The organism is Streptomyces sp. NBC_00385 (assembly GCF_035917155.1).
Classification (GTDB): domain Bacteria; phylum Actinomycetota; class Actinomycetes; order Streptomycetales; family Streptomycetaceae; genus Streptomyces; species Streptomyces poriferorum.
In genome coordinates, this window is sequence record NZ_CP107951.1 from 6,102,736 (window position 1) to 6,128,317 (window position 25,582).

Annotated in this window: 20 protein-coding genes; 7 read left to right on the plus strand and 13 right to left on the minus strand. The window is 71.7% G+C overall.

Annotation, left to right across the window (positions count from 1 at the left end; translation table 11 throughout):
• Window positions 1-34: 34 nt before the first annotated feature.
• Window positions 35-1,339 carry an MFS transporter gene (locus OG959_RS27260; RefSeq protein WP_326662618.1) on the minus strand — a complete coding sequence of 435 codons (1,305 nt, stop codon included), beginning with the start codon at window positions 1,337-1,339 and terminating at the stop codon, window positions 35-37.
• A 484-nt stretch (window positions 1,340-1,823) separates the two neighbouring features.
• Here OG959_RS27260 and OG959_RS27265 point away from each other — a divergent pair, with 484 nt between their 5' ends.
• The 3 genes from OG959_RS27265 to OG959_RS27275 all read left to right on the plus strand — a co-directional run bounded on the left by OG959_RS27265 (window position 1,824) and on the right by OG959_RS27275 (window position 4,042).
• The gene (locus OG959_RS27265) at window positions 1,824-2,264 is read left to right on the plus strand and encodes a DUF7144 family membrane protein (protein WP_326662620.1); all 441 of its coding nucleotides are present in this window, start codon (window positions 1,824-1,826) and stop codon (window positions 2,262-2,264) included.
• Between the two features lie 132 nt (window positions 2,265-2,396).
• A complete protein-coding gene (locus OG959_RS27270; RefSeq protein WP_326662622.1) occupies window positions 2,397-3,761 on the plus strand; it encodes a DUF1254 domain-containing protein in 1,365 nt (454 codons plus the stop codon).
• 56 nt (window positions 3,762-3,817) lie between these two features.
• On the plus strand, window positions 3,818-4,042 hold the full coding sequence (locus tag OG959_RS27275) for a DUF2277 domain-containing protein (protein WP_326662624.1): 225 nt from the start codon (window positions 3,818-3,820) through the stop codon (window positions 4,040-4,042).
• Here OG959_RS27275 and OG959_RS27280 read toward each other — a convergent pair.
• The 4 genes from OG959_RS27280 to OG959_RS27295 all read right to left on the minus strand — a co-directional run bounded on the left by OG959_RS27280 (window position 4,029) and on the right by OG959_RS27295 (window position 8,149).
• A complete protein-coding gene (locus tag OG959_RS27280; protein ID WP_326662626.1) occupies window positions 4,029-4,703 on the minus strand; it encodes a DedA family protein in 675 nt (224 codons plus the stop codon). The two genes, OG959_RS27275 and OG959_RS27280, sit on opposite strands and share 14 nt — an antisense overlap.
• A 314-nt stretch (window positions 4,704-5,017) precedes the next feature.
• Window positions 5,018-5,476, minus strand: a complete 459-nt coding sequence (locus OG959_RS27285; protein WP_326662628.1) for a DoxX family protein — start codon at window positions 5,474-5,476, stop codon at window positions 5,018-5,020.
• Between the two features lie 83 nt (window positions 5,477-5,559).
• Complete coding sequence (locus tag OG959_RS27290) at window positions 5,560-7,296, minus strand: alkaline phosphatase D family protein (RefSeq protein ID WP_326662630.1); 1,737 nt, start codon at window positions 7,294-7,296, stop codon at window positions 5,560-5,562.
• A 208-nt stretch (window positions 7,297-7,504) separates the two neighbouring features.
• The gene (locus OG959_RS27295) at window positions 7,505-8,149 is read right to left on the minus strand and encodes an HNH endonuclease family protein (RefSeq protein ID WP_326662632.1); all 645 of its coding nucleotides are present in this window, start codon (window positions 8,147-8,149) and stop codon (window positions 7,505-7,507) included.
• Window positions 8,150-8,448: 299 nt separating this feature from the next.
• Between OG959_RS27295 and OG959_RS27300 the strand changes: the two genes are divergently transcribed.
• Window positions 8,449-9,243, plus strand: a complete 795-nt coding sequence (locus OG959_RS27300) for an ABC transporter permease (RefSeq protein ID WP_326662634.1) — start codon at window positions 8,449-8,451, stop codon at window positions 9,241-9,243.
• Here OG959_RS27300 and OG959_RS27305 read toward each other — a convergent pair.
• Complete coding sequence (locus tag OG959_RS27305) at window positions 9,236-9,892, minus strand: HAD-IA family hydrolase (RefSeq protein WP_326662636.1); 657 nt, start codon at window positions 9,890-9,892, stop codon at window positions 9,236-9,238. The two genes, OG959_RS27300 and OG959_RS27305, sit on opposite strands and share 8 nt — an antisense overlap.
• A gap of 234 nt (window positions 9,893-10,126) precedes the next feature.
• Entirely contained in the window at window positions 10,127-11,239 is a 1,113-nt protein-coding gene (locus OG959_RS27310; RefSeq protein WP_326662638.1) for a peptidoglycan-binding protein, read from the minus strand.
• Between the two features lie 135 nt (window positions 11,240-11,374).
• Between OG959_RS27310 and OG959_RS27315 the strand changes: the two genes are divergently transcribed.
• Window positions 11,375-13,444 (plus strand): MDR family MFS transporter, encoded by a 2,070-nt coding sequence (locus OG959_RS27315; RefSeq protein WP_326662640.1) that lies wholly within the window; start codon window positions 11,375-11,377, stop codon window positions 13,442-13,444.
• Between the two features lie 31 nt (window positions 13,445-13,475).
• Here the strand turns inward: OG959_RS27315 and OG959_RS27320 are convergent, their stop codons facing one another.
• Both OG959_RS27320 and OG959_RS27325 read right to left on the minus strand, forming a co-directional pair.
• Window positions 13,476-13,952, minus strand: a complete 477-nt coding sequence (locus OG959_RS27320; protein ID WP_326662641.1) for a GNAT family N-acetyltransferase — start codon at window positions 13,950-13,952, stop codon at window positions 13,476-13,478.
• 123 nt (window positions 13,953-14,075) lie between these two features.
• Window positions 14,076-15,170, minus strand: a complete 1,095-nt coding sequence (locus OG959_RS27325; protein ID WP_326666634.1) for a DUF2330 domain-containing protein — start codon at window positions 15,168-15,170, stop codon at window positions 14,076-14,078.
• A gap of 332 nt (window positions 15,171-15,502) precedes the next feature.
• Here OG959_RS27325 and OG959_RS27330 point away from each other — a divergent pair, with 332 nt between their 5' ends.
• Window positions 15,503-17,533, plus strand: coding sequence for a bifunctional glycosyltransferase 87/phosphatase PAP2 family protein (locus OG959_RS27330; protein WP_326662642.1), 2,031 nt, complete (start codon window positions 15,503-15,505; stop codon window positions 17,531-17,533).
• A gap of 116 nt (window positions 17,534-17,649) precedes the next feature.
• Here the strand turns inward: OG959_RS27330 and OG959_RS27335 are convergent, their stop codons facing one another.
• Both OG959_RS27335 and OG959_RS27340 read right to left on the minus strand, forming a co-directional pair.
• A complete protein-coding gene (locus OG959_RS27335; RefSeq protein ID WP_326662644.1) occupies window positions 17,650-18,753 on the minus strand; it encodes an AEC family transporter in 1,104 nt (367 codons plus the stop codon).
• Between the two features lie 52 nt (window positions 18,754-18,805).
• Window positions 18,806-20,056: a cytochrome P450 gene (locus OG959_RS27340; protein ID WP_326662645.1), complete on the minus strand. Its 1,251-nt coding sequence runs from the start codon at window positions 20,054-20,056 to the stop codon at window positions 18,806-18,808.
• A gap of 317 nt (window positions 20,057-20,373) precedes the next feature.
• Here OG959_RS27340 and OG959_RS27345 point away from each other — a divergent pair, with 317 nt between their 5' ends.
• Window positions 20,374-21,543, plus strand: a complete 1,170-nt coding sequence (locus OG959_RS27345) for a steroid 3-ketoacyl-CoA thiolase (RefSeq protein WP_326662647.1) — start codon at window positions 20,374-20,376, stop codon at window positions 21,541-21,543.
• A 50-nt stretch (window positions 21,544-21,593) separates the two neighbouring features.
• Here OG959_RS27345 and OG959_RS27350 read toward each other — a convergent pair whose 3' ends face one another.
• Together OG959_RS27350 and OG959_RS27355 are read right to left on the minus strand one after the other, a co-directional pair.
• The gene (locus OG959_RS27350) at window positions 21,594-24,707 is read right to left on the minus strand and encodes an alpha-N-acetylglucosaminidase (protein ID WP_326662649.1); all 3,114 of its coding nucleotides are present in this window, start codon (window positions 24,705-24,707) and stop codon (window positions 21,594-21,596) included.
• Window positions 24,708-24,932: 225 nt separating this feature from the next.
• On the minus strand, window positions 24,933-25,358 hold the full coding sequence (locus OG959_RS27355) for a transglycosylase SLT domain-containing protein (protein WP_148017500.1): 426 nt from the start codon (window positions 25,356-25,358) through the stop codon (window positions 24,933-24,935).
• Window positions 25,359-25,582 lie beyond the last annotated feature (224 nt).

Sequence of the window (25,582 nt, forward strand, 5' to 3'; positions counted from 1 at the left end):
ACCGCCGCGTCGGAGGATCCGGACACGTCGTGAGTCAGCCCGTCCGGAAGGCGTTCAGGGGTTCCTCCCGGTGCTCGTACGGCAGTTGTCTGCCCAGGCGCGCCAGTGGGGAGAACGCCATGAACAGCGGGGACAGGGAAAGGGCGACGGCGGTCACCAACAGGCTCGTACGCAGCCCCCAGTGGCCCGCCAGATAGCCGCCCAGCAGGGAACCGACCGGGGTCAGGCCCATGCCTGCGAAGTTGATCGTCGCCACGACACGGCCCTGTATCCATGCGGGCGTGACGGTCTGGCGCACGGCCATCATCGTGACGTTGACCAGCTGGCCGAACGCGCCGAAGAGGAAGTTGACGCCGATCAGTACGGGCAGCGTGACGGCCGACGAGCCGTGCAGCGCCGGTACGCAGAGCATCACGCCGTCCGCGACGACCGCCGAGCACACCAGGACCTTGCCGTAGCCGAATCGTCCCGGCAGCTTCGCCGCCAGCAGCGACCCCACGACCGCGCCCGGTCCCATCGCGGCGAGTGCCAGGCCGATGGCCGTGCCCGACAGGTGAAGTCCGCGCGGAAGGTGCAGCAGATAGACGGTCATCAGCGCCGCGAACCAGAACTGGAAGAGCGCCGACGCCACACCCACCGCCCGCAGGGAGGCGTTGCCGGCCACGAACCGCAGGCCCTCCTGGATCTGCCGGCGGACGCGGACCGGGCCGTCACCCCGTGCGGGGAGCTGTTCGCGCCTGTGGATCCGCCGGATCGAGAGCGACGACAGCGCGAAGAAGAACGCGCCGGCGACGACGGCGACCGGGCCGGAGAACAACGACACCAGCGTGCCACCGAGCGCCGGGCCACCGATCTGTGCCGCTGATCTGCTGCCCTCCAGCGCACTGTTGCCCTGCAGCAGCCGCTCGCGCTCCACCAGCCGTACGAGCGAGGCCTGGTACGCCACGTCGAAGAAGACGCTCAGCACGCCGACGAGCACCGCGACCACCAGCAGCACGGGCAGCCCGAGAGCGCCGAGCAGATACGCGGCGAGGACCGCCCCCAGCGCGATGGCCCGGCCGCAGTCCGCCAGCACCATCACCGTACGGGCGCGGCGGCGGTCCACCCACGCGCCCGCGAAGAGCGACAGCAACAGGATCGGCGCCTGCTCCACCGCACGCAGGGCGCCCAACTGACCGGCGCCCGCGTCGAGCGACACCACGGCGATGAGCGGCAGGACCACCTGCGTGGCCTGCGCCCCGAACTGGGACGCGGTCTGGCCCACCCACAGCCTGCGGAAGTCGGCGTCCCGCCACAGACCCGTCTGAGCCCCGGCCGGGTTGTCGTCGGCCGCCTTCATCGCGTGCCCCGTGAGGGCAGGTCGTCGTGTCCGGCCGGGGAGGGAGTGGTGGTGGGCGTGGGCGGGGGAAAGGTACGGGTGTGCGGCAACGGTTGCACGGGGGCCCCTTGAGCTGCGGAGGACAGGGCTCGCCGGCCGGTGCACCGGGAAGTGCGCCGGCGGTTCCGGCGAGAAGGGCTCGCTGCGCCGCGGAACAGGGGCGGCACGCGATGACGGGTCGATCACGACCTACGGCGTCAGCGCGTGCCCGGACGACCGGGCATCTCCCACTCCTGCCTCAGGGGGTCATGTGCGGTTCGAAGGTTAGCCGCCGGCGTCCGTGCGGGGGATTGATTTTCCTCACCCCCTGCGCGGCGCACGCACGGCCCGAAAAGTGCACGGCCGCGCCCGGCCGTGTCACCCGTTCGGCCGCGTCGAGTAGCCGCTCCCGAACGGGCCGAGCAGGGTCGGTCTGACGTGCATTCCCACCGGCCAAGGAGTACTCATGGCACAGACCGCGCCCACGCCGGGCACCTCGTCCCCGCCCCCGTCCCACCCCGGGGGCATCAACCCCTGGGCAGCCGGCGGTGTCATGTTCGCCGGCGTTCTGCTCATGGTCGACGGGGTGCTGGGGGCGATCAAGGGCATCGCCGGGATCGCTTCCGACGACGTCTACGCACGGATCAACAACTACGTCTTCGAGTTCAACGTGACGACGTGGGGATGGATCCATCTCGTCCTCGGCGTCGTCATCGCCGTCGTCGGCTGGTTCATCCTCAAGGGCGCGGGCTGGGCGCGCGGGATCGGTGTGGGGCTTGCGGCGCTCAACATGATCGCCAACTTCATGTGGCTCCCCTACCAGCCGATCTGGGCCGTCGTCTCCCTCGCCATCGACACCTTCGTGATCTGGGCCCTGTGCACGGACCGCTCCAAGGCCGTCATCTGACGGGCACCGGCCATGGTTCCGGCCCGGCGGTGGCAGTCCCTGCCGCCGCCGGGCCGGACCGTTCCCCGCCACGTACGGAAGAACCGGCTCATGCCGATGCTCACTGCGCAGTCGCTGAAGGGGAGATTCTCCATGTCCGACGAACGACCGAACGAGCTCGTGGAGCTGGCAGCCGAGGCGTATGTCTACGGGTATCCGCTCGTCTTCGACCTGTCGATGGTCGAGACGTGTCTGCACAAGGGCTTCGGCGTGCTGGCGGCCGCGCCTTTCAACGAGTTCGCGCACTCCGACCGGCTGGCCGACGCCGATACGCGTTTCGTGTCCGTCAACAACGACACCGTCTACTCCATCGCCCAGCTCGACCTCTCCGGCGGGCCGGTCCGGCTGCACGTCCCGGACACCGACGGGGCGTACTACGTCCTCCAGTTCGTCGATGCCTGGACCAACAACTTCGCCTACGTCGGACGCCGGGCCACGGGAACGGAGGCGGGCGACTGGCTCGTCGTGCCGCCCGGGTGGGCGGGTACCGCGCCCGATGACGTGCGCGGGGTGATCGACGCCCCGACGACCGTCGTCACCGTCGTCGGCCGCAACGCCTGCGACGGCCCGGAGGATCTGAGGCAGCGGGTCGCGCCGCTCCAGGAGCAGTTCACCCTCAGCCACCTCGAACCGGGCGAGCACCCCACCGGCCTGCCCGCGCCGGACGCCGGAGTGCCCGTGGAGCTCCGTTTCTTCGAGCAGCTCAGGGTCTGGATGGCCGACTTCCCGCCGTCCGCGGGCGACCGGGCCTACCAGGACCGCTTCCAGCCGCTGGGACTCCTGGAGGAGGGGCCTTCGCCCTTCGCCGCCGCGGCGCCCGAGCTCGTACGCGCCCTGACCGACGGGCTGGCGCTGGGCAAGGAGCGGGTGGAGGCGGCCGGCGGATCGAGGGCCGGGGGCGTCCAGGGATGGTCGATGGATCCCCACCTCTTCGACTACAACGTCGACTGGTTCGGTGTCGGAACCATCGACTCGCCGGAATGGAAGATCGCGGACCGGGAGGCCTCCTACCTGACCAGGGCCCTGGCGGCGCGGGTCGGACTGTGGGGGAACCACGGGTACGAGGCGGTGTACGCGCAGACCTTCCACGACGCGGACGGTGCGCGGCTCGACGGGGCCCACCGCTACGAGCTCCGCTTCGAGGAGCCGCCGCCGGTCGAGGCGTTCTGGTCCGTGACCATGTACGACACCCCGGACTACTACCTCGTCGCCAATCCCGCGGGGCGGTACTCGATCGGGGACCGTACCCCGGGGATCGTGTACGCCGACGACGGATCGCTGACCCTCCACATCAGCAGGGAGCGGCCCGGCGACCCGGCCGCCGCGGCGAACTGGCTGCCGGCGCCGGAGGGGGAGTTCCGGCCCATGCTCAGGCTCTACATGCCGGAGCGGGTGGCCCTGGAGGGGCGCTACGGGATCCCCGCCGTCCGACGGGTCGGGGACGCCGGCCGGGCGTGACGCGGTCCCGCAGGCGAGGGCGGGACGTTGTCAGTGGGGCGGTCCACACTGGAGACATGTGCCGAAGCATCAAGACCCTTCGCCCTCCGGCCCTCCCCGAAGAGGCCACCGAGGAGGACATCCGCGCCGCCGCCCTGCAGTTCGTCCGCAAGGTGTCCGGCTTCCGCGCCCCTGCCGCGCACAACAGGGAAGTCTTCGACCGGGCCGTCGACGAGATCGCCGAAGCGACGGCCCGGCTGCTGGACGGTCTGGAAGTGCGGGGTGGTGTCAGGACGCCGTAGGGACCGGGGCCGAGGCAGCGGCGGCGGCGGCGGCCGCCGCGGGGCGCTTCATCAGGAGTGCGGCGAAGGCGCCCGCGACGAACAGGGCCAGGACCGAGAGGGCCGTGCCCAGCCAGCTCGCGCCGAGCCAGTGGGCGCCGAAGTAGCCGAGGCCCACGCTGTAGCCCGCCCAGGCCACGCCTGCCACGGCGGACCACGGCAGGAATTCCTTCACGTCCCGGTGGGAGGCGCCCGCGCCCAGGGAGACGACCGAGCGGCCGGCCGGTGCGAAGCGTGCGATGACGACGAGGACCCCGCCACCGCGGCTCAGGGCGGCGCCGAGACGTTCCTGCGCCGAGGTGAGACGGCGCGAGCGGGCTATGGCGCGGTCCAGACGCTCGCCGCCGCGCCAGGCCAGCCGGTACGCGACGAGGTCGCCGAGGACCGAGGCGGTGGCCGCGCAGAGGATCAGGGCGAGGACCGAGGGGACCTCCGTCACGTGACGGGCGGCGCCCGCGGCGTCGGCGGCCACGGTGGTGCTGCCGGCAGCGGCGGCCGTGGCGGCCGTGATCACGAGGACCCCGCTCGGCAGCACGGGGAGGAAAACGTCCAGCAGCACGGAGAGGGCGACCACGGCGTAGATCCATGGGCTGCCGGTCAGCGCACCCACACTCTCGAGCACCTTCTACTCCCCGATCAGTAACAACGCCGCGACGTCGCAGGGGAGCGGCAGGAGCGGCAGGGCCAGCTGTACAGCGTACGCCTGCAGTTCACCTGGAGATCCATATATATGCGCGATGTTGGGCATCTCACGTGAGCGGGGAGGGCGGCCGCGGACCCCCGTGCGCGTGGCGGGCGTCCGCGCGGCGCCATGTGCCTCGTGCGCGCCGGTGCCTCGTGCGCGCCGGAGAGAGCGGGTCCGGCGTGCACGAGGTCCGGTGATCAAGCCCGGTCGGCCCGGTCGGCGCGGGCCGGTGCGGTGGGCCTGGGGAGCGGTCAGGCGGCGACCGGGGTGCTCGGCTCCGGTGCGCGGTCCTGCTCGCTCCCGGCGGTGGAGCGGGGGGTGAACAGCCGGTCCAGGGCCAGGGCGCCGGGGCCGGTGAAGACGAGCAGCAGGAAGGCCCAGCAGTAGACGGCCGAGGGCTCGCCGCCGTTCTCCAGCGGGAAGAGCGCCTCGGGCTGGTGGACCTTGAAGTACGCGTACGCCATGGAGCCGGACGCGACGAGCGCGGCGATACGGGTGCCGAGGCCCAGCACCACGAGGCCGCCGCCGACGAGCTGGATGACCGCGGCGTACCAGCCGGGCCAGGTGCCGGCGGGTATGGAACCGCCGCCCATGGCGCCGCCGAGCACGCCGAAGAGCGACGCGGCACCGTGGCACGCGAAGAGCAGGCCAACGACGATGCGGAAGAGCGCGAGGGCATAGGGCTGTGCCTGATTCAGGCGTGTGTACATGTGGGGAGGGCTCCTTCGGTCTGGTGGGGACGTGAACCGACTGAGCGCCACAGATTAGGTAGGCCTCACCAATACTTGCAAGTTCAACGTTTTGTCGACTGGCTGAAAATTGTCGGGGTGTCATCGGTCAGTACGCGATCAAAGGCCAGCTCCAGCACGGTCCCCGTCCTCCTCGATTTGGCCTGAACCAATGACAGCGCGGCTTTCCGGCCACTCAAGGTGAGCGTCATCAGCTGATTGCCGAACCATGGTCCGTCCGTCCTGTGCCACCGAGTCGACGGCGGGCCGGTGCGTCCGTGCCGCGCCAGCAGCCGGCCGAGCAGCCGTCCCGCCCCGCTCCAGGCGAAACGGAAGCCGGCTCTGAGCGGCGCGGGAATGGAGTTGTGCACGGGAGAGCAGGTCAGCTGCAGGACACGGGCGGCAGGTGTGCCGCCGGGGGAAGGAGCGGACGGGGCGGGCTCCGCGATGTAGGCGTGGTGCACATCGCCCGACAGCACGCATACCGTCGCCGGAGCCTCCGGTCCCTCGGCCACCTCCCGGATCAGCTCCGTCAGCTGCCCGAACGATTCGGGGAAGGCCGCCCAATGTTCCAGGTCGGAGCGCTGTCGCAGGGACTCGCCGATCCGCGCCCAGCGGCCGTCCGGCCCGCCCCGCTCGCCCCGGCACAGGGCGGCGCTCCACTGCTCGGCGTCATGGATCAGGGGCGGCAGCAGCCACGGCAGCGAGGTGCCGATCAGGAGGTGGTCGTAGGAACCGGGGGCGGACAGGGCCTCCTCCCGCAGCCACCGCGCCTCCCGGGGGTGGAGCATCGCCCGCTGCTGTTCGTCGAGCACCCGGGCCGCTCGGCTGTCCACCATGAGCAGCCGTACTCGGCCGAAAATGCGTCGGTAGCTCCAGCGGGTGCGGGTGGGGTCGGCGGCGGCCTCGGCGGCGAAGCGACGCACCGCCTCCGTGCCGTCCGGGGTGGCGTGGACGGCCGCGTGGAGCGGGTCCGCGGCGAGTTCGGCGGGGGCGAGGTTGCCCAGGTGCTGGTACACCCAGTACGACATCAGTCCGCTGACGATCCGCTCGTGCCACCAGGAGGTGGCGCGGATGCCGGCCAGCCAGGCGGCGCTGGTGTTCCAGTCGTCGATGACGTCGTGATCGTCGAAGATCATGCAACTGGGAACCGTCGAGAGCAGCCACCGCACCTCGGGGTCGCGCCACGACTCGTCGTACAGGCAGGTGTATTCGTCGTAGTCGGCCACCTCCGCCCCCGGCGGCTCGTCCAGATCGCGCCGGGCCGCCAGCCTGCGCCGGGTCGCCTCCGAGGTCTCGTCCGCGTACACCTGGTCGCCCAGGAGCAGCAGCACGTCGGGGCGTTCGGCGTCGGGGTCGGCGGCGAGACGGGCGGCGAGGGTGTCCAGGGCGTCCGGGCCGACGGGGTCGCTCCGGCCCGGCAGATGGCCGTCGCCGGGCGGCGCCGCCCAGCGGCAGGAGCCGAAGGCGACCCGGACCGTCGGGGGTGCGGCCTGTGCCGCGCCGGATATGGACGGCGTGGTGATCGTGCTCGGCGGGAACCCGTACTGCTCGGGCGGCCACACCGTGCGGTCGTCGAGCAGTACCTCGTACGGGGTCGTGGAGCCGGGCGTCAGCCCGCTCACCACCACCAGGGCGTAGTGGTGCCCGGCGACCGCGAAGGTGCGGGACGAGCCCGACGCCCCGTCCGCGCACCGGACTTCGGCCGTGCAGGGCCGGTCCGCCTCGACCCAGACGGTCGCGGTGGAGGCGGTCTCCCAGTCGACGTACCGCAGCAGTGGTCCCAGGCGCAGCCCGGCCATATGAAGCTCCTCGCGTCGTTCCGTACGGGACGGTCCGGACGTTCCCGGCGGACGGTGCCGTACGGCGGATGCGTACGGCGGGTTCGTACCGTACGGAACGACGGGGGAGTGCGGGGCGGTTCCGGGGCAGGTGTTTCCCCGGCAGGCGCACCACCGGGTGGGGCGGATACGGAGGCGGCCGGGCCGGGGAGGACCCGGCCGCCGGGTCTCAGCAGCCGCTGAGCGCGGACTGCAGGGCGCTCTTCTCGGCCGAGTCGACGCTCAGGTCGTAGTAGTGCTTCACGTGCACCCAGGCGCGCACGTACGTGCACTTGTACGCGGTGCGGGAGGGGAGCCACGTCGCGGGATCCTGGTCGCCCTTGGACTGGTTGACGTTGTCCGTGACGGCGATGAGCTGGGGGCGCGTCAGGTCGTTGGCGTACGACTGGCGTTGGGCCGTGGTCCAGCCGGAGGCGCCCGAACGCCAGGCCTCGGCGAGCGGGACCATGTGGTCGATGTCCAGATCGGATGCGGCGGTCCAGGTGGCGCCGTCGTACTGCGAGTACCAACTGCCGCTCACGGCCGCGCAGCTGGAGTCCTGCGAGACGTTCGTGCCGTCCCGCTTCAGGACGACCTCACGGGTGTTGCAGGCGCCCGACTGCGTGATCCAGTGCGGGAACTTGTCCCTGCTGTATCCGGTCGACGAGCCCTCCGCCTTCACGGTCAGCTCGCTCAGATACGTGCGGGCGGTGGATGCCGAGACCGGAGTGGGCATGGCTGCCTGGGCGCTGGGGGCCGTGAGCAGTCCGGTGGTTGCGGCGAGGGCGGCGGATGCGGCGAGGACGGCTATGCGACGCGCGTAGACACCTGACATGCGAACTCCCTTGATGTGGGGGGCGATGGGACGGGACCGTTCGGTTCGGCCCGGCCATCGTGGCGGCGCAGGGTTTCCGTGGGGTGGGCGCCAGGTAACAGAGTGGCGACATGGGCACGTCACATCAAGGGGTCTGACGAAGAGCTTCGGGTCGCGGGGGCGTACCGGAGTGAGTGCGCGGGCGTACGGAACCGGGGTTGCGGACGTACGGAACTGAGGGAGCGGCAGTTCCGTGGGGTGGGGCGGGGCGCGGGCCGGGGATGCGATCCCCGGGTGCCGACCGGTCATAGGGTGGCGGCGTGCTGCTTCCGGTCAACACCACGCTCGGCGTCGTCCTGGCCCTGCTGCTCGTGGCAGCCGCCGTCGTCGCCGCGGCCGGGTCCCTCGGCCGTTCGCGCGAGATCGTCGTGGCCGGGCTGCGGGCCGCGGTCCAGCTCGCCGCGGTCTCCTCGCTCATCGGCTGGGTGGTCCACGCCCTGGCGCCGATGTTCGCGTTCATCGCGCTGATGTACGCGGTGGCCGTGTGGACCGCGGGCCGCCGGGTCACGGGAAACCGCACGTGGTGGTGGGTGGCCGTGCCGATCGGGGCGGGGGTCGCACCGGTGGTCCTCGTGCTGCTGCTCACCGGTCTCGTGCCGGTCCGGGGCATCGCGCTGATCCCGGTGACGGGCATCCTCATCGGGGGAGCGCTGACCGCGACGGTGCTCGGCGGCCGGCGGGCGCTCGACGAACTGTCCACGCGGCGGGGGGAGGTGGAGGCGGCGATGGCCCTCGGCTTCCCGGACCGTGACGCACGGCTGGAGATCGCCCGGCCCGCGGCGTCGGACGCGCTGCTGCCGGGGCTGGATCAGACGCGCACGGTGGGGCTCGTCACGCTGCCCGGGGCTTTCGTGGGCATGCTGCTGGGCGGCGCCTCACCGGTACAGGCGGGCGCCGTACAGCTGTTCGTGCTGGTGGCCCTGATGGCCGTACAGGCCGCGGCCGTCGCGACCGTGCTGGAACTGGTGGCGCGGGGGCGGCTGCACCGCGACCCGGCGGAGGAGCCCGCCGGGGCCCGCGAGCCCGGCATGATCCAAACGAGAGGCCCTAGCTGATGTGGAGCACGATCGAGCCGTCCGCAGCCGCTTCCACCCGGATCCGCGTCAGGTCGTCGACATGGGCGTCGGGGGACAGTGCCGCCGCGCGCGGGCCGACGCCCACGACGCGCATGCCCGCCGCCCGGCCGGCCGCGATGCCCGCCTCGGAGTCCTCGAAGACGACGCAGTCCGCCGGCGCGAAGCCGAGTCCGGCCGCGCCCTTGAGGAAGCCCTCGGGGTCGGGCTTGCTGGCGCCGACGCTCTCGGCGGTGACGCGAAGCTCCGGCATCCGCAGTCCGGCCGCGGTCATCCGGGCCCGGGCCAGAGCGAGGTCGGCCGAGGTGACCAGGGCGTGCGGGAGCGGGGCGATCGCGTCCATGAAGGCGGGGGCGCCGCCGACCGGGACGACGCCGTCGGTGTCTGCGGTCTCCTCGGCGAGCATCAGCCGGTTGTCCGCGTAGTTCTCCTCCATCGGGCGGTCCGGGAGGAGAACCGCCATGGTGGCGTAGCCCTGCCGGCCGTGGACCACCTTGAGGGCCGCCTCCGGGTCCAGGCCCTGACGCAGCGCCCAGCGCCGCCAGCAGCGCTCCACGACGGCGTCGGAGTTCACCAGCGTGCCGTCCATGTCGAGGAGGAGTGCGCGGGCGGTGAGGACGGTGGCCGGCATGGGCGGGCTCCAGTGCGGGGGGGGGGGGGGGGGAAGAGAACGCCGCGGGGAGGCGTGCGGCGCGGGAGAGAGAACAAGTGGCCCCCGCTCGCCGGTCAGGGTGTGCGCGCGGAGGCCACTTTGTTCCTCCACGATACAAAAACGGGGCCGGGAAAGCCAATCCCGGCCCCGGGGCGCCCCTGCGCCGCCATGGGTGCCCCTGTGACCTGCGAGGACGGACGCCCCCTGTGCGGATCAGTGGCGCCCCTGGCCCGTCGTGGCGCCTTCCAGCAGGCGCCGGGTGTGCGGGCCGTAGACCCCGTCCGGGTCCCCCTGGACGTTCCACCAGATCTGGAAGTTGTGTACGGCCTTCTCGACCCGCTCCGTGTAGTCGTTGCTGAGGGAGTCGTCCGTCAGTGCCCAGACCTCCTGGAGCCTGCGCTGCAGCTCGACCACCTCCGGACCGCTGTCCCCCGGCCGCAGCGTCGGACCACCCTGCGGCTGTGCGGGCGGCGCCACCGCCGCGGGGGCGCTGCTCCCCGCTGTGGCCGCCGGGGACGAGGCGGCGGCCGGCCGGGACGCGGATGCCGACGCGGAGGCGGAGGCGGACGCCGGTACGGACGCGGACGGCGACGCGGAACGGGTCGCCGAGGCCGACGCGGACGGGGAGCCGGACGCCGTACGCGAGGGGGAGGGGGAGGTGGACGCCGATTCGGAGGCCGATGGCTCGACGCTCTCCTCGGGGAGGCTGGTCACCGTGGAGGGCAGCGCCTGGTCCAGGTCCGCCTCGTGGTCCCGGTCCCCGTTGAACAGCCCGCCGACGAAGGCCGCCGTGCCGACCACCGTGACGACGGCCGCCCCCGCGACCAGTGCCGCGAAGGGCCGGCGACGGCGCGGCTGTACGGGGTCCGGGCCGGTCATGAGGAGCGCGGTGTCGTCGGTGAAGCCCGCCGCGCCGCCCGGGGCCGCCAGGTCCGGCAGCGGGCCCGGCCCCGCCGGATCCAGGAACAGCGGCATCGTCGTGGCGGCGTCCCCCGGCTGCCCACCCGGCGCGTGCCGCTGTTCCTGTCCCTGTGACGGGCCGGCCGCGGCCGTCGCCGTGTCCTCGCCGCCCAGGGTCACGTACGGCCGGATGCGCAGCGGGTCGAAGTCCTCCGCCGCCGCGAAGTCCGCCGACCGTCCGGCGTGGTGCTGTTCCGCGATGCGCTGCTGTTCGGCGGCCCGCTCCTCGTCACTGAGGTGGTGCGGCCCGGCCGCCTGCCGCGTGAAAGCGGTGCCGCCGTGGGCCGGGCGCGCCGTGCAGGCGCAGCCCGGGCCCGTGCCGGGTCTGTTGTCCGTACCGCACTCCGGGCATATATGTCCGGTCATTGTGGGTCCCCTCCCCTTGAACTGCCTGAGATTATGCAGGCCGCCGCCGGGAAGCCCAATCATGGAGCTCCTCGGCAGGCCATAACGGTGCAGAACGGACAGGATGGGGGTGTAGCGGACCCGAGGAGATGTTCTATGGCCCAGCAGTTGAGCACCCCGGCCCCGGGCCCCGGCGCCGAACGCTCCACACGGTCGGTTCTGGTGGCGATCGGCGCACTGCTTCTCGGCATGCTCCTCGCGGCACTCGACCAGACGATCGTCTCCACCGCGCTGCCGACGATCGTCAGCGATCTGGGCGGACTGGAGCACCTGTCGTGGGTGGTCACGGCCTATCTGCTGGCCTCGACCGCCGCGACCCCGCTCTGGGGCAAGCTCGGCGACCAGTACGGGCGCAAAAGGCTCTTCCAGATCGCCATCATCATCTTCCTGATCGGCTCGGCCCTCTGCGGCATCGCCCAGAACATGCCGCAGCTCATCGGTTTCCGTGCCCTCCAGGGGCTCGGCGGCGGCGGGCTGATGGTGCTGTCGATGGCGATCGTCGGCGACCTCGTCCCCCCGCGCGAACGCGGCAAGTACCAGGGCCTCTTCGGTGCGGTCTTCGGGGCGACGAGCGTGCTCGGACCGCTCCTCGGCGGCTTCTTCACCGAGCACCTCAGCTGGCGCTGGGTCTTCTACATCAACCTGCCCATCGGCGTCGTCGCCCTCGTGGTGATCGCCGCCGTGCTGCACATCCCGGTCCGCCGCACGAAGCACACCATCGACTACCTGGGCACCTTCCTCATCGCCTCGGTCGCCACCTGCCTGGTCCTCGTGGCCTCGCTCGGCGGTACCACCTGGGCCTGGGGTTCCGCGAAGATCATCGGCCTCGCCGTCCTCAGCGTGGTGCTCCTGGTCGCCTTCGTGTTCGTGGAGCGGCGCGCGGCCGAACCCGTCCTGCCGCTGAAACTGTTCCGGATCAGGACCTTCAGCCTCGTCGCGGTGATCAGCTTCGTCGTCGGCTTCGCCATGTTCGGCGCGATGACCTACCTGCCGACGTTCCTCCAGGTGGTGCACGGCATCACGCCGACGATGTCCGGCGTCCACATGCTCCCCATGGTGTTCGGCCTGCTCATCACGTCGACCGTGTCCGGCCAGATCGTCAGCCGCACGGGCCGCTGGAAGGTCTTCCCGGTCCTCGGTACCGGCATCACCACGATCGGCCTGCTGCTCCTGCACCGGCTGACGGAGTCCAGCAGCACCTGGGAGATGAGCATCTACTTCTTCGTCTTCGGTGCGGGACTCGGCCTGGTGATGCAGGTGCTGGTCCTCGTCGTGCAGAACGCCGTCTCGTACCAGGACCTCGGCGTGGCCACCTCGGGCGCGACGTTCTTCCGCTCCATCGGCGCCTCGTTCGGCGTCGCGATCTTCGGCACCATCTTCACCAACCGGCTCACCGACAAGCTCGGCTCCGCGCTCGCCGGCCGCCCGCTGCCGCCCGGCGTCAGCGCCGAGGGGCTGGCCGCCGACCCGCGCGCCATCGGCCAGCTGCCGCCGGCGCTCCAGCAGCCCGTGCTCAACGCGTACTCGACGTCGATCACCGATGTGTTCCTGTACGCGGCCCCCGTCGTCCTGATCGCCTTCCTCTTCGCCTGGCTGCTCAAGGAGGACAAGCTGCGCGGTTCGGTGACCGCCCCCGACACCACCGAGACCCTGGCGTCGAACCCGGTCGAGCGGTCCTCGTACGACGAATGCGCACGCGCCCTCTCGGTCCTCGCCACCAGGGAGGGCCGCCGCGAGGTCTACGTGAAGATCACCGAGAGGGCCGGCTACGACCTGTTGCCGGCCGCCAGCTGGATGCTGCTGCGCATCAAACGGCACGGCACCGTCGAACCCGCCCGGCTCGCGGACATCGCCCCCGTACCGCTGCGCGTGATCAGCGACGCCGCCCGGCAGCTGGAGGAACGCGGCCTGGCCCGCCGGATCGGGGTGGAGATGGTGCTCACCGACACGGGCGCCGAGGCCGTGGTGAAGCTCGCGCAGGCCCGGGAGGAGTCCCTCGCCGAGCTGCTGGGCGACTGGTGGGGGCCGGACCGGCCGACCGACCTGGTCGCCCTGGTGTCGGAACTGACGGAGGAGACGAGCGGTTCGAGCAAGGAGCGCCCGCACAGCCCGGAGCCCAAGCGGGACCACGCGGCCGGCCACCCGCACGAGCGTCCTGCTCCGTAGTACCCCGCAGTTCCCACGGCTTCCGCAGCGCCTACAGCTCCTTGGCGAACCAGTGCTCGGCGTACTGCCTGCGGTGGAAGGCCGGGACCTCGCGGTAGCCGTGCTTGGCGTACAGTCCGCGCGCCTCGACGAGGTCGTTACGGGTGTCGAGCCGGATCTGCCGTACGCCCATGGCCCGTGCCAGGCCCTCGACGGTCGCGAGCAGCAGCCCGCCGCCGCCCGTGCCGCGCACCTCGGGGCGTACGTAGACCCGGGTCAGGTCCGCGATCCCCAGGTCCGTCACGATCAGGCCGGCACAGGCCGCCGCGTCGCCCCCGATGCGGCCGACGACGAACTCGCCGGTCGGCGGCACGAGCTTCTCGGAGCCGTCGTCCGTGAGCCCCTCGTCGATCTCCTCCGCCGTCGCGGGGCGCCCCCAGTAGCGGCTCGCCACCTCGTCGTAGTAGTCCCGGCGCAGCAGCGCGGCATCGGGGGTGTCGAAGCGTTCGGGCGTCATGGTCCACGTCATCGGGGCAGTCTGCCGCGCACCCGGCTGTAGGGGGAAACGAATTTGGTGCGCGGAGGTGACGCGAGGACCGCTGTCCCGCGATTCACCCTGCGTACAGATGTCCCCACCTCGCCGGCCCGGTGCTCACACCAGCGGCGGTGGCACGGTGACCGGCGGCGGCGGTGTCACCGGACGCCGACGCCGGGCCCGCAGAACCAGCAGCAGGGCCGTGACCACCACCACCGCTCCGCCGAGCAGCGACAGCACCCAGGCCGGTACGCCGCCCACGGTCAGCAGCTCGTCGCGGTAGTACGTGGTCCGGTACGCGGTGTCCGCGCCGGCCGCCCGCAGCTCATGGTCGCCGTCGATCAGCTCCGGCCGCGGGAACGACTGGTCGATCGCCGTGACGAACACCGGCCTGCCACCCGTCAGGGCACCCAGCGCCGGGTACGCCTCCCGCGCCTGCCCGGCGTCGACCCGCCCCGCGTACGTCACCTCGGGCCGGCCCCCGCCGATCGCGCCCCGCGGCTCCATGCGGTGCGCCGCGAGCACGTACAGGCCGAGCGACTGCGGCGTCGCGGCGAGCCGGGACAGGCGCATCGGGTAGACCAGCCGGTCGCTGGCGAAACGCAGCCGCAGCGGGTCGAGCGTGCCGCTCAGCGGGCTTCCGGACTCCTGGGGAGCCAGGCGCACGGCCACGTACTCCCACTTCTGCTCGACATAGGGGCGCAGCGCCGTCGCGAGCCGGTCGGGCAGCTCGAAGCCGTTCTCCTTCAGCCAGCCTTCCAGCGCGGCGGGATCGTTCGCGGCCAGCCGGGCCACGTCGAACGGCCCGAGCCGCTCCCGGCCGACGACCTCGACCGGCTTGGCGGCCGAAGGGGCGGCGGCGCCGTCACCGGACCTGCCGCCCGAACCGCCGAACGGCCAGTCCTTCGCCCGTGGCCAGAAGTAGTGCCGGGTGGCGCTCACCGGGGCCGTGAGGGTTTGGAGCTCGGAGAAGAGCGAGGCGTCACCGAGCTCGACCGTGGCCCGGTTCGGCACGGGCATGATCCAGGCGGCCTCGGGGGCGTCCCCGCGCACGGTCAGCCGCATCACGATCTGCTCGGTGCGGCCGTCCCAGTCGACGACCGAGGTCTCCCGGTCGACCGACACCCGGGCCGTTCGGTCCACCACCATCGCCCCGCAGCCACAGGCGTACGCCGGCGCGATCAGCGACCCCAGTTGCAGTGAGAACACCATCAGGACCAGGGACAGCGCACGCAGCGCCCACCCGTGCGGCCGACTCCGCACCTCTTGATCTCTCCCCGCACACCGCATGCTCCGTGGTCCTCCCCGTGGTCATCGATCAGGGGCTCAGACGTGCGGGCGGCCCCGCCGGTTCCGGCCGTTCCGGCCGGTCCACACCGCTCGCCCGGGCATTCTTTCGGACAAAAGCGGGATGACAGTCAGGTGAAGAGGGGGTGATTGTGTCTACCTGATAGGGCAATGCGAAGGTTTCACAGCATGCCGGTCGGAGAACCGGCACCAAACGTTGGGAGGGTCGGCGCAACGTGGCGAACGCGGAGCACAGTGTGCGCACAGACGCGGCTACGGGAGCGAGGACCGGGGCTGCCCGCGCCGTGCTCTGGCTGGTGGTCGCCGCATTGGCCGTGCGGCAGATGGCGGTGGTGGTGCGCCAGCCACCCGGCGAACGCCTCACCGATCTGGAGACCTGGATCGGTGAGAACGGTGTGCTTCATGTGACGGGTTCGCTGTACGACACCGACCGGTTCACCGGCACCCCCTTCGCCGGCCTGGTGCTCAAGCCACTGACCCGCACGGCCGAACAGAGCCTCGGCGTCGCCTGGACCTTCGGCTCGCTGCTGCTCGTCGCCGCCCTCGGCATCATCGCGGCGCGGGCCCTGCCCGCGCCCGTCAGCCGTCGCACCGCCCTGCTGGCCGCCCCCGTCGCCATCAGCCTGCTGATGGTCTCGCTGCCGGTGCGCAACGCCCTCCACCTGGGCCAGACCAGCATCCTGCCGGTCCTCCTCGTCCTCGTCGGCCTGTTCGCGGTCCGCGGCGAACGGGCCTCCGGCGTTCTGATCGGGATCGCGGCGGCACTCCAGCCGACCGTGCTGCTCTTCGCCGCCCTGCTCTGGCTGACCGGCAGACGCAGAGCCGCGCTGACCGGCGGCGCGGCCTTCGCCGCCTGCACGGCACTGGCCTGGGCCGCGATGCCGCACGACTCGTGGACGTACTGGGTGCACCATGTCGCGGGCGCCGGGCTCGGCGACCAGGCCGACAGCCTCGCCAACCAGTCGCTGCACGGTGCGCTGCTCCGGCTGGGCCTGGAGGGCCCGCTGGAGATCGCCCTCTTCGTCGTGCTGGCCGCGGCCGTCTGCTTCCTCGGCCTGCGCCGCGCCGCCCAGTACGCGCGCGACGGCCAGTTGCTGCTCGCCGTGGCCGTGACCGGCTGCGTCTGCGTCGCCGTGGCGCCCACCGCCTGGCAGCACCAGCTGCTGTGGGTGCTGCTCGCCGTGGTCGGCCGGGTCGGCAAGCGGGCCTCCGACCGGCTGGTGTGGCCGGCCGTCGTGATCCTCGTCGTCACGCTGCCGGGCAAGATGCTGCTGCCGAACATCGAGGCGGTCTTCCCGGTCCGCGACAACGTGCTGCTGATCGCCGCGCTCGCCGCCGCGTGCGTCGCCCCGTTCCTGCCGCGTACCTCGCCGTACTGGCAGCATCCGGTCCCCACGGCGTACGCCGCCCCGGTCGCCTCCCGCTGGAGCAGGGTGCCGCTGGTGCCGTTCTGGCGGCGGGTGCTCAGCCGGCCGAACCTGCTGCTCGAACTCCTGCTGATCAGGGTCGTGTACTCCGCGTACCAGCAGGTCAGGCTGGCCGCGACGGCCGGCCGTGCGACCGCTGAGCACCACGGCCGGCAGATCCACTCGATCGAACAGTGGCTGCACATCGACATCGAGCACTGGGTCAACCACTCGGTCGTCAGGGTCGGCTGGCTGCGGGACTTCTTCGACTACTACTACTCGACGTTCCACTTCATCGTGCCGCTGGCCATCCTGGGCGTGCTGTACGTGCGCCGGCCCGCGGACTACCGCTGGGTCCGCAGCTCCATCGGCTTCGCCACGCTGCTGGCCCTGGTCGGTTTCTGGCTCTATCCGCTGGCCCCGCCGCGGCTGATGCCGGGGCTCGGCTTCATCGACACCGTCCACGGCGTCCAGGACTTCGCGAAGCCCGACTACGGCACGCTGACCGGGGTGACCAACCAGTACGCGGCGATGCCCTCGCTGCACTTCGGCTGGTCCCTGTGGTGCGGTGTGGTGATCGTGATGCTGGCCCCGAAGATCTGGATGAAGGCGCTGGGTGTGCTGCACCCGTTGTTCACGGTCTCGACGATCGTCGCGACCGGCAACCACTGGGTGCTCGACGCGGTCGGCGGGGCGGCGGTGGTGGCCCTCGGCTTCGGCCTCACGTACGCGCTCTCCGGGCCGCGCAGGCTGCGGGAACCGGGGGGCGAGGAGCCGGGAGCCGAAGAGCCGGGGGGCGGGACCGTGACGACGACGTTGTCCAAACCCGTCGGGCGAGGGCGGGTCACCGAGAGCGCCTGACGACGGGGCGTGGCCGAAGGGGTGCCGGACGGCAAAAACGCCCGGCACCCCTTCGGCATGTGGATCGTCGCCCACCCAGCATCCGCCCGTCCGGCGGGCCCCGCCACTCCAACGGGTCAGCGGGACGGCCCCAGCACCCAGGCGCCGAAGGACAGCGTGCCCATCGACACCACGGTGGAGGCCACCACGCAATGGCGGGCGAGGCCGGTGTCCAGGCCGTACTCACGGGCGTAGAGATAGGCGTTCTGCGCCGTCGGCAGCGCCGAGCAGAGCACCACGGCCAGCACCTGGTGGTCCGGCAGGCCCAGGAGCGGACCGGCGACGAGGAAGGCGACCAGGGGCTGGACCACCGTCTTGAGCGCGACCGCGACACCGACCTCCGTACGCCCGGCTATCGCGACACCGACCCCCGTACGCCCTGCGGCCGTGACACCGACCTCCGGCCGCCCGGCTGTCGCGGCACCGGCCTCCGTACGCCCTGCGGCCGTGACACCGGCGGCCTCCGTACGCCCCGTGACCCGCCCGGCCCCGTCGCCCGCGCCCCGGTCCTTCCGGCCGCCCGGGCCGCCGCACAGGGACAGGCCCAGCGTGATCAGTGCCGTCGGCACGGCCGCGGCCCCGAGCACGTCGCACGAGTGGGTGACGGCGGCAGGCGGCTGCCACCCCGCCGCGGAGACGGCCACCCCGAGCAGCGAGGCCATGATGACCGGATTGCGCACCGGCATCGTGAGCATCCGGCGCAGCCCGCCGACGGCCGCCCCGCCGCCCCGCGTGCCCGAGTCGAGCAGCGTCAGGACCACGGGCGAGACGAACAGCACCTGGAACAGGATGACCTGGGCGACGAACGAGGCGTCGCCGAGGACGTGCACCGCCACCGGGATGCCCAGATTGGCGGAGTTGACGTAGCCCGAGGCCATGCCGCCGACCGCCGCCTCGGCCCGTTCGCGGCCGAAGAAGCGCCGGCTCACCGCGTATCCCAGCGCCGACACCAGTGCCGTGCCCGCGGCGAAGGCCACCATCGACGGATGGGCGAAGGCGGCCGGCCGGGACCCGGACACCATGGTGAACAGGGCGGCGGGCATGGCCACATGGAAGACGAACCGGCCGAGCACCGACTCCGCCTGCTCCCCGAGGAGTCCGCCGCGACCGGCCGCGTACCCGATGCCGGTCAGGATCCAGATGGGGGCGAAGCCGGAGAGCAGCGCATGCATGGCCGCCATGATCCTCGTACCCCTGACCGTGCAACGGTCAGGGGTACGAGGATCAAGTGGCTCAGGCAGACGTCGTGCTCACCTGGAGCTGTTTGATGCCGTTGAGCCAGGCGGACCGCAGCCGCCGCGGGTCGCCGGTCAGCCGCAGGTCCGGCAGTACGTCCGCGATCGCGTTGAAGATCAGGTTGATCTCCATCACGGCCAGGGACTTGCCCAGGCAGAAGTGCGGACCGCCGCCGCCGAAGCCGAGGTGCGGGTTCGGGTCGCGGGAGATGTCGAACCGCTCCGGGTTCTCGAACACTTCGGGGTCGTTGTTGGCCGAGGAGTAGAACAGGCCGACCCGGTCGCCCTTCTTGATCTGCTGGCCGCCCAGTTCGACGTCCTGGGTGGCGGTCCGCTGGAAGGAGACCACGGGTGTCGCCCAGCGGACGATCTCCTCCGCGGTGGTCTCCGGCCGCTCCCGCTTGTAGAGCTCCCACTGCTCGGGGTGGGTCAGGAAGGCGTGCATGCCGTGGCTGATGGCGTTGCGCGTGGTCTCGTTTCCGGCCACGGCGAGCAGGATCACGAAGAAGCCGAACTCGTCGGAGGAGAGGTTGCCCTCGCCCTCGGCGGCGACCAGTTGCGACACGATGTCCTTGGCCGGGCACTCCTTGCGCGCCGCCGCGAGGTTCATCGAGTAGGAGACGATCTCCATGGCCGCCTCGGCGCCGATCTCCTCGGTGATCGCGTACTCCGGATCGTCGTACGAGGCCATCTTGTTCGACCAGTCGAAGATCCGGGCCCGGTCCTCCTGCGGTACGCCGATGAGCTCGGCGATGGCCTGGAGCGGCAGCTCCACGGCGATGTTGGTGACGAAGTCGAACGAGCCGTCGTCGTCGGCCCCGGCCAGCGCCGTCTCGACGATGGAGCGTGCCCGGTTGCGCAGCGTCTCCTCCAGGGACCGGATGGCGCGGGGGGTGAAGCCGCGCTGGACGATCTGGCGGACCCGGGTGTGCTCGGGCGGGTCCATGTTCAGCATGATCAGCTTCTGGACGTCGATCTGGTCCCGGCTGATCGACTCGTTGAAGCGGATCACCGCGGTGTTGGTGTTCGACGAGAACAGTTCGGGATGGGTCGAGACGTACTTGACGTCCGTGTGCCGGGTGACGACCCAGTAACCCGAGTCGTCGAAACCGGAAATGCCGGTGGGCTGGGTGCACCACCAGACCGGTGCCGTCTCCCGCATGAGAGTGAACTCCGGGTGCGGGACCCGGGCGTGGAGCAGGTCGGGATCGGTGAAGTCGAACCCTTCGGGCAGATGGGGGCAGGGCATCGGCAGCTCCAGGTCAAGAACTCCAGGTCGGTCCGAGAGGCGCCGGAACGTTGTCTGACGACCCATCAGAAGTTGCCCGCAAGGTAGTAACGAGTTCTACAACTGACAAGGGGCATGGCCGGATCTGTTGCGTGAAGCATCGGTGAATCAGGCCGGTTTGCCATGGGTGCCGGTCGTGAATGCCGGGCAAGGTGCGTGCACGACTCTTGCGTACCGGGGGTAAGCCTCATAAGACTGCATGAAGAACTAGAACGCGTACTAGTTCCTTCCGTGGGCGCCGGGACGCCTCTGCGGAAGTGCGAGGAGAGGACGAGCTCATGGCCGCGGAACCCGTCATCGTCGAAGCCGTACGCACTCCCATCGGCAAGCGCGGAGGCGCGCTCGCCAATCTCCACCCGGCCTACCTGCTGGGTGAGACCTACCGTGAACTTCTCGGCCGGACCGGCATCCACGCCGACTGCGTCGAACAGATCGTCGGGGGCACCGTCACCCACGCCGGCGAACAGTCCATGAACCCCGCGCGCAACGCCTGGCTCACCGTGGGACTTCCGTACGAGACCGCCGCGACGACCGTGGACTGTCAGTGCGGTTCCTCGCAGCAGGCCTCCCACATGGTCGCCAACATGGTCGCGGCCGGGGTGATCGACGTCGGGATCAGCTGCGGGGTCGAGGCGATGTCGCGCGTACCGCTGGGCAGTGGCTCCAAGCACGGGCCGGGCAAGCCGTGGCCCGACGAGTGGAACGTCGACCTGCCCAACCAGTTCGAGGCCGCCGAGCGCATCGCCCGCAAGCGCGGGCTCACCCGGGAGAACGTCGACGCGCTCGGCCTCATCTCCCAGGAGCGGGCAGCCGCCGCCTGGGCCGAGGAGCGTTTCAAACGGGAGACGTACGCGGTCCAGGTGCCCACCACCGAGGCCGAACAGGCCGCCGGTCAGGGCATGTGGCGGCTCGTCGACCGTGACGAGGGGCTGCGCGACACCACGATGGAGGGACTCGCCCGGCTCAAGCCCGTGATGCCCACCGCCATCCACACCGCGGGCAACTCCTCGCAGATATCCGACGGCGCCTGCGCGATCATGTGGGCGTCCAAGCGGATGGCGCGGGCCCTGAAGCTCAAGCCGCGGGCCCGGATCGTCGCCCAGGCGCTGGTCGGCTCCGACCCGCACTTCCACCTCGACGGTCCCGTCGACGCGACCCGCGCGGTGCTCGGCAAGGCCGGGATGTCGCTCAAGGACATCGACATCGTGGAGATCAACGAGGCCTTCGCGTCCGTGGTGCTGAGCTGGGCGCAGGTCTTCGACCAGGACCTGTCGAAGGTCAACGTCAACGGCGGGGCGATCGCCCTCGGGCACCCGGTCGGCTCCACCGGAGCCCGGCTGATCACCACGGCCCTGCACGAACTGGAGCGCCGGGACAAGGAGTTCGCGCTGATCACCATGTGCGCGGGCGGCGCGCTGGCGACCGGCACGATCATCCAGCGCCTCTGAGGGCTGTCCGGCTTGCGGGGGCCGCGACCGAAGCGGCCCCCGCCACCGGGTCAGCCCTCCAGCGACCAGCCGCTGAAGTCCGCCCGGCCCCGACGGCCGGACCCGCCGTTCGCCGCCGTCATGAAGAACCCGACGTCCTGGACGGCCGCCGCCCCCGGTACCGTCGCCGCGCCCAGGGTCCGCCAGGTCCTCCCGCCGTCCGTCGAGCAGGAGCCCGTGTACGAGGCGCCGGCCCGGGTCAGCCGCAGCAGTACCGGCCCGGTGACGCCCGGGAGCGAGTCCCGCTTCTCCAGCGTGCCGTCGCCGTTCGCGTCGTACGAGAGCACGACCCCGTTGGCCGGGGTCAGGGCCAGGTTCAGGAAACCCCTGGACCCGGTCGTCGCCATCGCGTTGCGGACGACGATCCCGGCCCGCGCCCAGTTGCCGGTGTTCTCCTGGGAGTCCACGCGTACGGTCGCGCACCCGCCGTCCATGAACGCCGCCGCCCTGTACACCGTCCCGAACTGGGCGGTCGAGCCCCACAGGTCGCTCCCCGCCCCGTCGATGGCGAAGCGGCCGGCGGCCTGGCCGAACGACGCGTCGTTCGCGTTGTGCGTCAGCCAGCCCGCGCCGAGCGGCCCCGCCACGTAGATCCGCCCCTGGACCACCGCCGTGACCGGTCGTTCCCCGCGCGGCCCGTACTCCGTGCGCAGCTCGAACGGATGCGGCTCCAGCGGGTCCTTCGGCGCGGCCGGCGGCGCGGTGACCCGCCAGCTCGCCCCGGTGCTGCCGCCCGCTTCCACACCGGCCTGCTCGACGGGACCCTGCGCCTCGCTCTCCAGGCCGGGAACGGCGAGGGCGAAGCGGACGGGGCCGGTCGGCCGCAGCCCGTTGACGTTGCGGAAGCCGGCCTCGACGACCGCCGAGCCGCCCGGCTCCACGGTGGCCCGGTCGGCCTCGACGGTGACCGTGCCCTGGTAGGGGGCGGTGGACAGCGTCTCGTACACCCGGCGCGCGGCGCGGTGCACGGCGCTCGCGTTCAGCTCCCGCAGCGGGTACGCCTTGTTCTCGTGCGTCCACGGTTCCTCGACGGCGTACCAGTCGAAGGTCCTCGGTGTCCGGTCATGGGCGAGTGCGTCCGCCATCTCGTCCAGATAGCTCTGCCACTGCGGCAGATGGAAGTCGCCGATCAGGCCCTGCCAGTCACGGTTGGCGTAGTTGGCCAGTTTCCCCACGTCCGCGGCGGGACGGTCCGCCCAGGTGGTGATCAGAGCGCGGGCCGTGTGTTCCAGCTGATCCGCCTCGGCGGGCGAGGAGGCGTACCGCCGTGCCTCGTCCAGCCACGGGCCGAGCATGAACGCCCGGTGGCCGCCGGTCATTTCGTCGCTCAGCCGCATCAGTTTCAGCCACAGCGAGGACAGCGCGGCGAACGCGTCCCGGTCCTTGCGGTCGTAGGCGGCGCGCAGTTGCGGCAGCAGTTGCCGGGAGCGGTTGGCGAGTGCCTGGCGGGCGAAGTCGGTCAGGTCGAAGCGGTACGCCTCCGACCGGCGCAGCGGTTCCCGTACCGCGAGCAGGCCGGCGAACGCGCGGTCGAAGCCCGCCGAGTCGAACGACAGCTGGGTGGTCCCCCAGTACGTGGCGTTGACCGCCGCCAGATCGGGTCGGGCCGCGAACAGGGAGTCGTGCGGGCGGCCGTCGCTGCTCTGGACGTCGTACGCGGTGTCACGCAGCGCGGCGAAGGCCGCCGTGGCCTGCCCGTCCCGGCCGCCGTAGCGGAACTGCGCGTACCGTGCGAACCACTCGGCCCGGTCGACGGTCTCCTCGCGCCAGGCCAGCTCGGTGAACAGCTCGAAGGCGGCCGGATCACGGTCGGTGGACTCCGGCAGATAGGCGGTGCCGGTCAGGGCGCTGCCCTCCTTGTCCCGCCAGGCCGGGAACTTCTGCGTCCAGGACGGAGCCATCGCGCCCAGCGTGGTCCGGCCGCCGAAGTTCGGGATCGCGCCGAAGGCGTACGGGGTGTTCCCCCACTCCTTCTCGCGGTCCGTCGACTCGTCCAGCTCGGAACGGCCGTCCACGACCAGGACATGCGTCTTGTCGAGCGCGGCCAGCATCTCGGGGCGCGGGTTGCCGGTCCAGCCCATGATCACCCAGGTGGCGCCGGGCCGGGCGGTCTGCAACGCGCGCTCGATCCCGCGCGCCGCCTCGGGGATGTCCACCCCGCCCGCGCTGCCTCCCTCGTGGAGGATGTCCATCTTGTACGAGGGCACGTCGTCGAACAGCACCCGCTGGTGCCGGTAGAAGGACTCGGCGACCCGGGCGAAGGTGTCGGTGCGCGGGTCCAGCCAGTCCGGGCGCCGGAACCCGGACCAGAGGCCCTGCGGGACGACGGAGGCGCCGGGGTTGCGGTCGGCGAACTCGCCCGGGACCGTACCGAAGTACCCGGGCAGGACCGGGGACATGCCGAGCTCGCGCATCCGGTCGGCGGCCCGCCGGCCCAGCGCGGCCCGCCGGGCGATGAGCTCCGGTCCGACCGGGCCCCCGTACCCGCTCATGTTCTGCAGCAGCCACCACGGCTGGTGGGTCGGCGCCGGGATCCAGGCCCTGGCCTCCGCGTCGCTGTAGCCGAACTCCTGCAGCATGCGGTGGTACACCGCCTCCTGACCCACGGTCAGGAAGATCTCGTTGCAGCCGTGCAGGGCCAGCACGTCGAGCGTCCGCTCCCAGCGTGCCCAGTCGGCGTACGGGGCCGTGTACCCGTCGTACGTGTCGTTGAAGGCGAACCGGTGCGGGACCGTCGCCGCGCGTTCCAGCGGCTGCCGGGGCGCGGGCAGCACGGCAGGCAGGCCGAGTTGGCTGCCGGCCCAGGAGATCACCGCGTCGCACACGTACTTCAGGTACCAGTGCACCCCGGTCAGGATCACCGCCGGACTGGTCCCGGCGACCTCGACGCGCCCACGCGAACCGCCGACCCGGAAGCGGTCGCCGCCGTCCGCCGGATCGAGGAGGGTGAGCCGGAACTGGTCGGCGTGCCCGCCCACCAGGCGCCCCAGGGCCGCCCGCGCGGCCGCGGTCGCCGCCGCCGCCCGGGCCGGCTCGGCCACCGCCGGGATCCGCGTGCCGAGGGCGGCGGACATGCCCACCGCTCCGGCCGAGGTCAGTAGCGTACGTCTCGACAACTGCGTCACGAGCACTCCTTGGTCGTCGCCACGGATGGTGCGTCAGATGTGAACCGGATTCTGCGGGGCGCACGTTAATGGGGGGACGCAGGCGCGACAACGGGTCCCCAACATCTTTCGGACAGGCCGCCGGATGGCCCAGGGGCTGGTCGAGCGTATGACGAAGAGCCCCCGTACACCGCGGGTGCGGTGTACGGGGGCTCTTCGTCGCTACTGGCTCCGGTCCGGGTGGACTCAGTACCAGTTGTTGGCCTGCCAGAAGGACCAGGCACCACAGGGGCTGCCGTAGCGGGAGTTCATGTAGTCCATGCCCCACTTGATCTGGGTGGTGGGGTTGGTCTGCCAGTCGGAGCCGGCGGACGCCATCTTCGAGCCGGGCAGCGCCTGGACCAGGCCGTAGGCACCGGAGGAGGCGTTGGTCGCGCTCGGGTTCCAGCCGCTCTCGTGGCTGACGATGTTGCTGAAGCACTGGAACTGCGCGTCGTCACCGATCATCTGCTTCGCCGTGTCCTGAGCACTCGCGGCAGCGGACGTCGGCGCGGCGGTGGTGGCCGCCATGGCCGGGGAGACGCCCAGGGCCACACCGGAGGCACCCAGCAGCACTGCTGCACCGGCGACGGCGGACTTGCGACGGGCGAGGATGTTACGGGCGAACGACACAGGGAACCTAACGTCGGGTACGGGGGAGTCGCGTGCTCCGGTCCGAATCCTGCGTGGACCGTTGCGCGTTGACCGCTGTCCGTTCCGGTGGACGCTGCGGTGCTCGGCGACGTCTCAAGTGTTAGCCGCGCCGTTCGGCGACCGCAACGACCCCCGGTACGACCCCGCCTCGCACCCGGGGCCGAAGGTCCCGAACCACCTCAAACCGCTCGATAGCAGGTCGG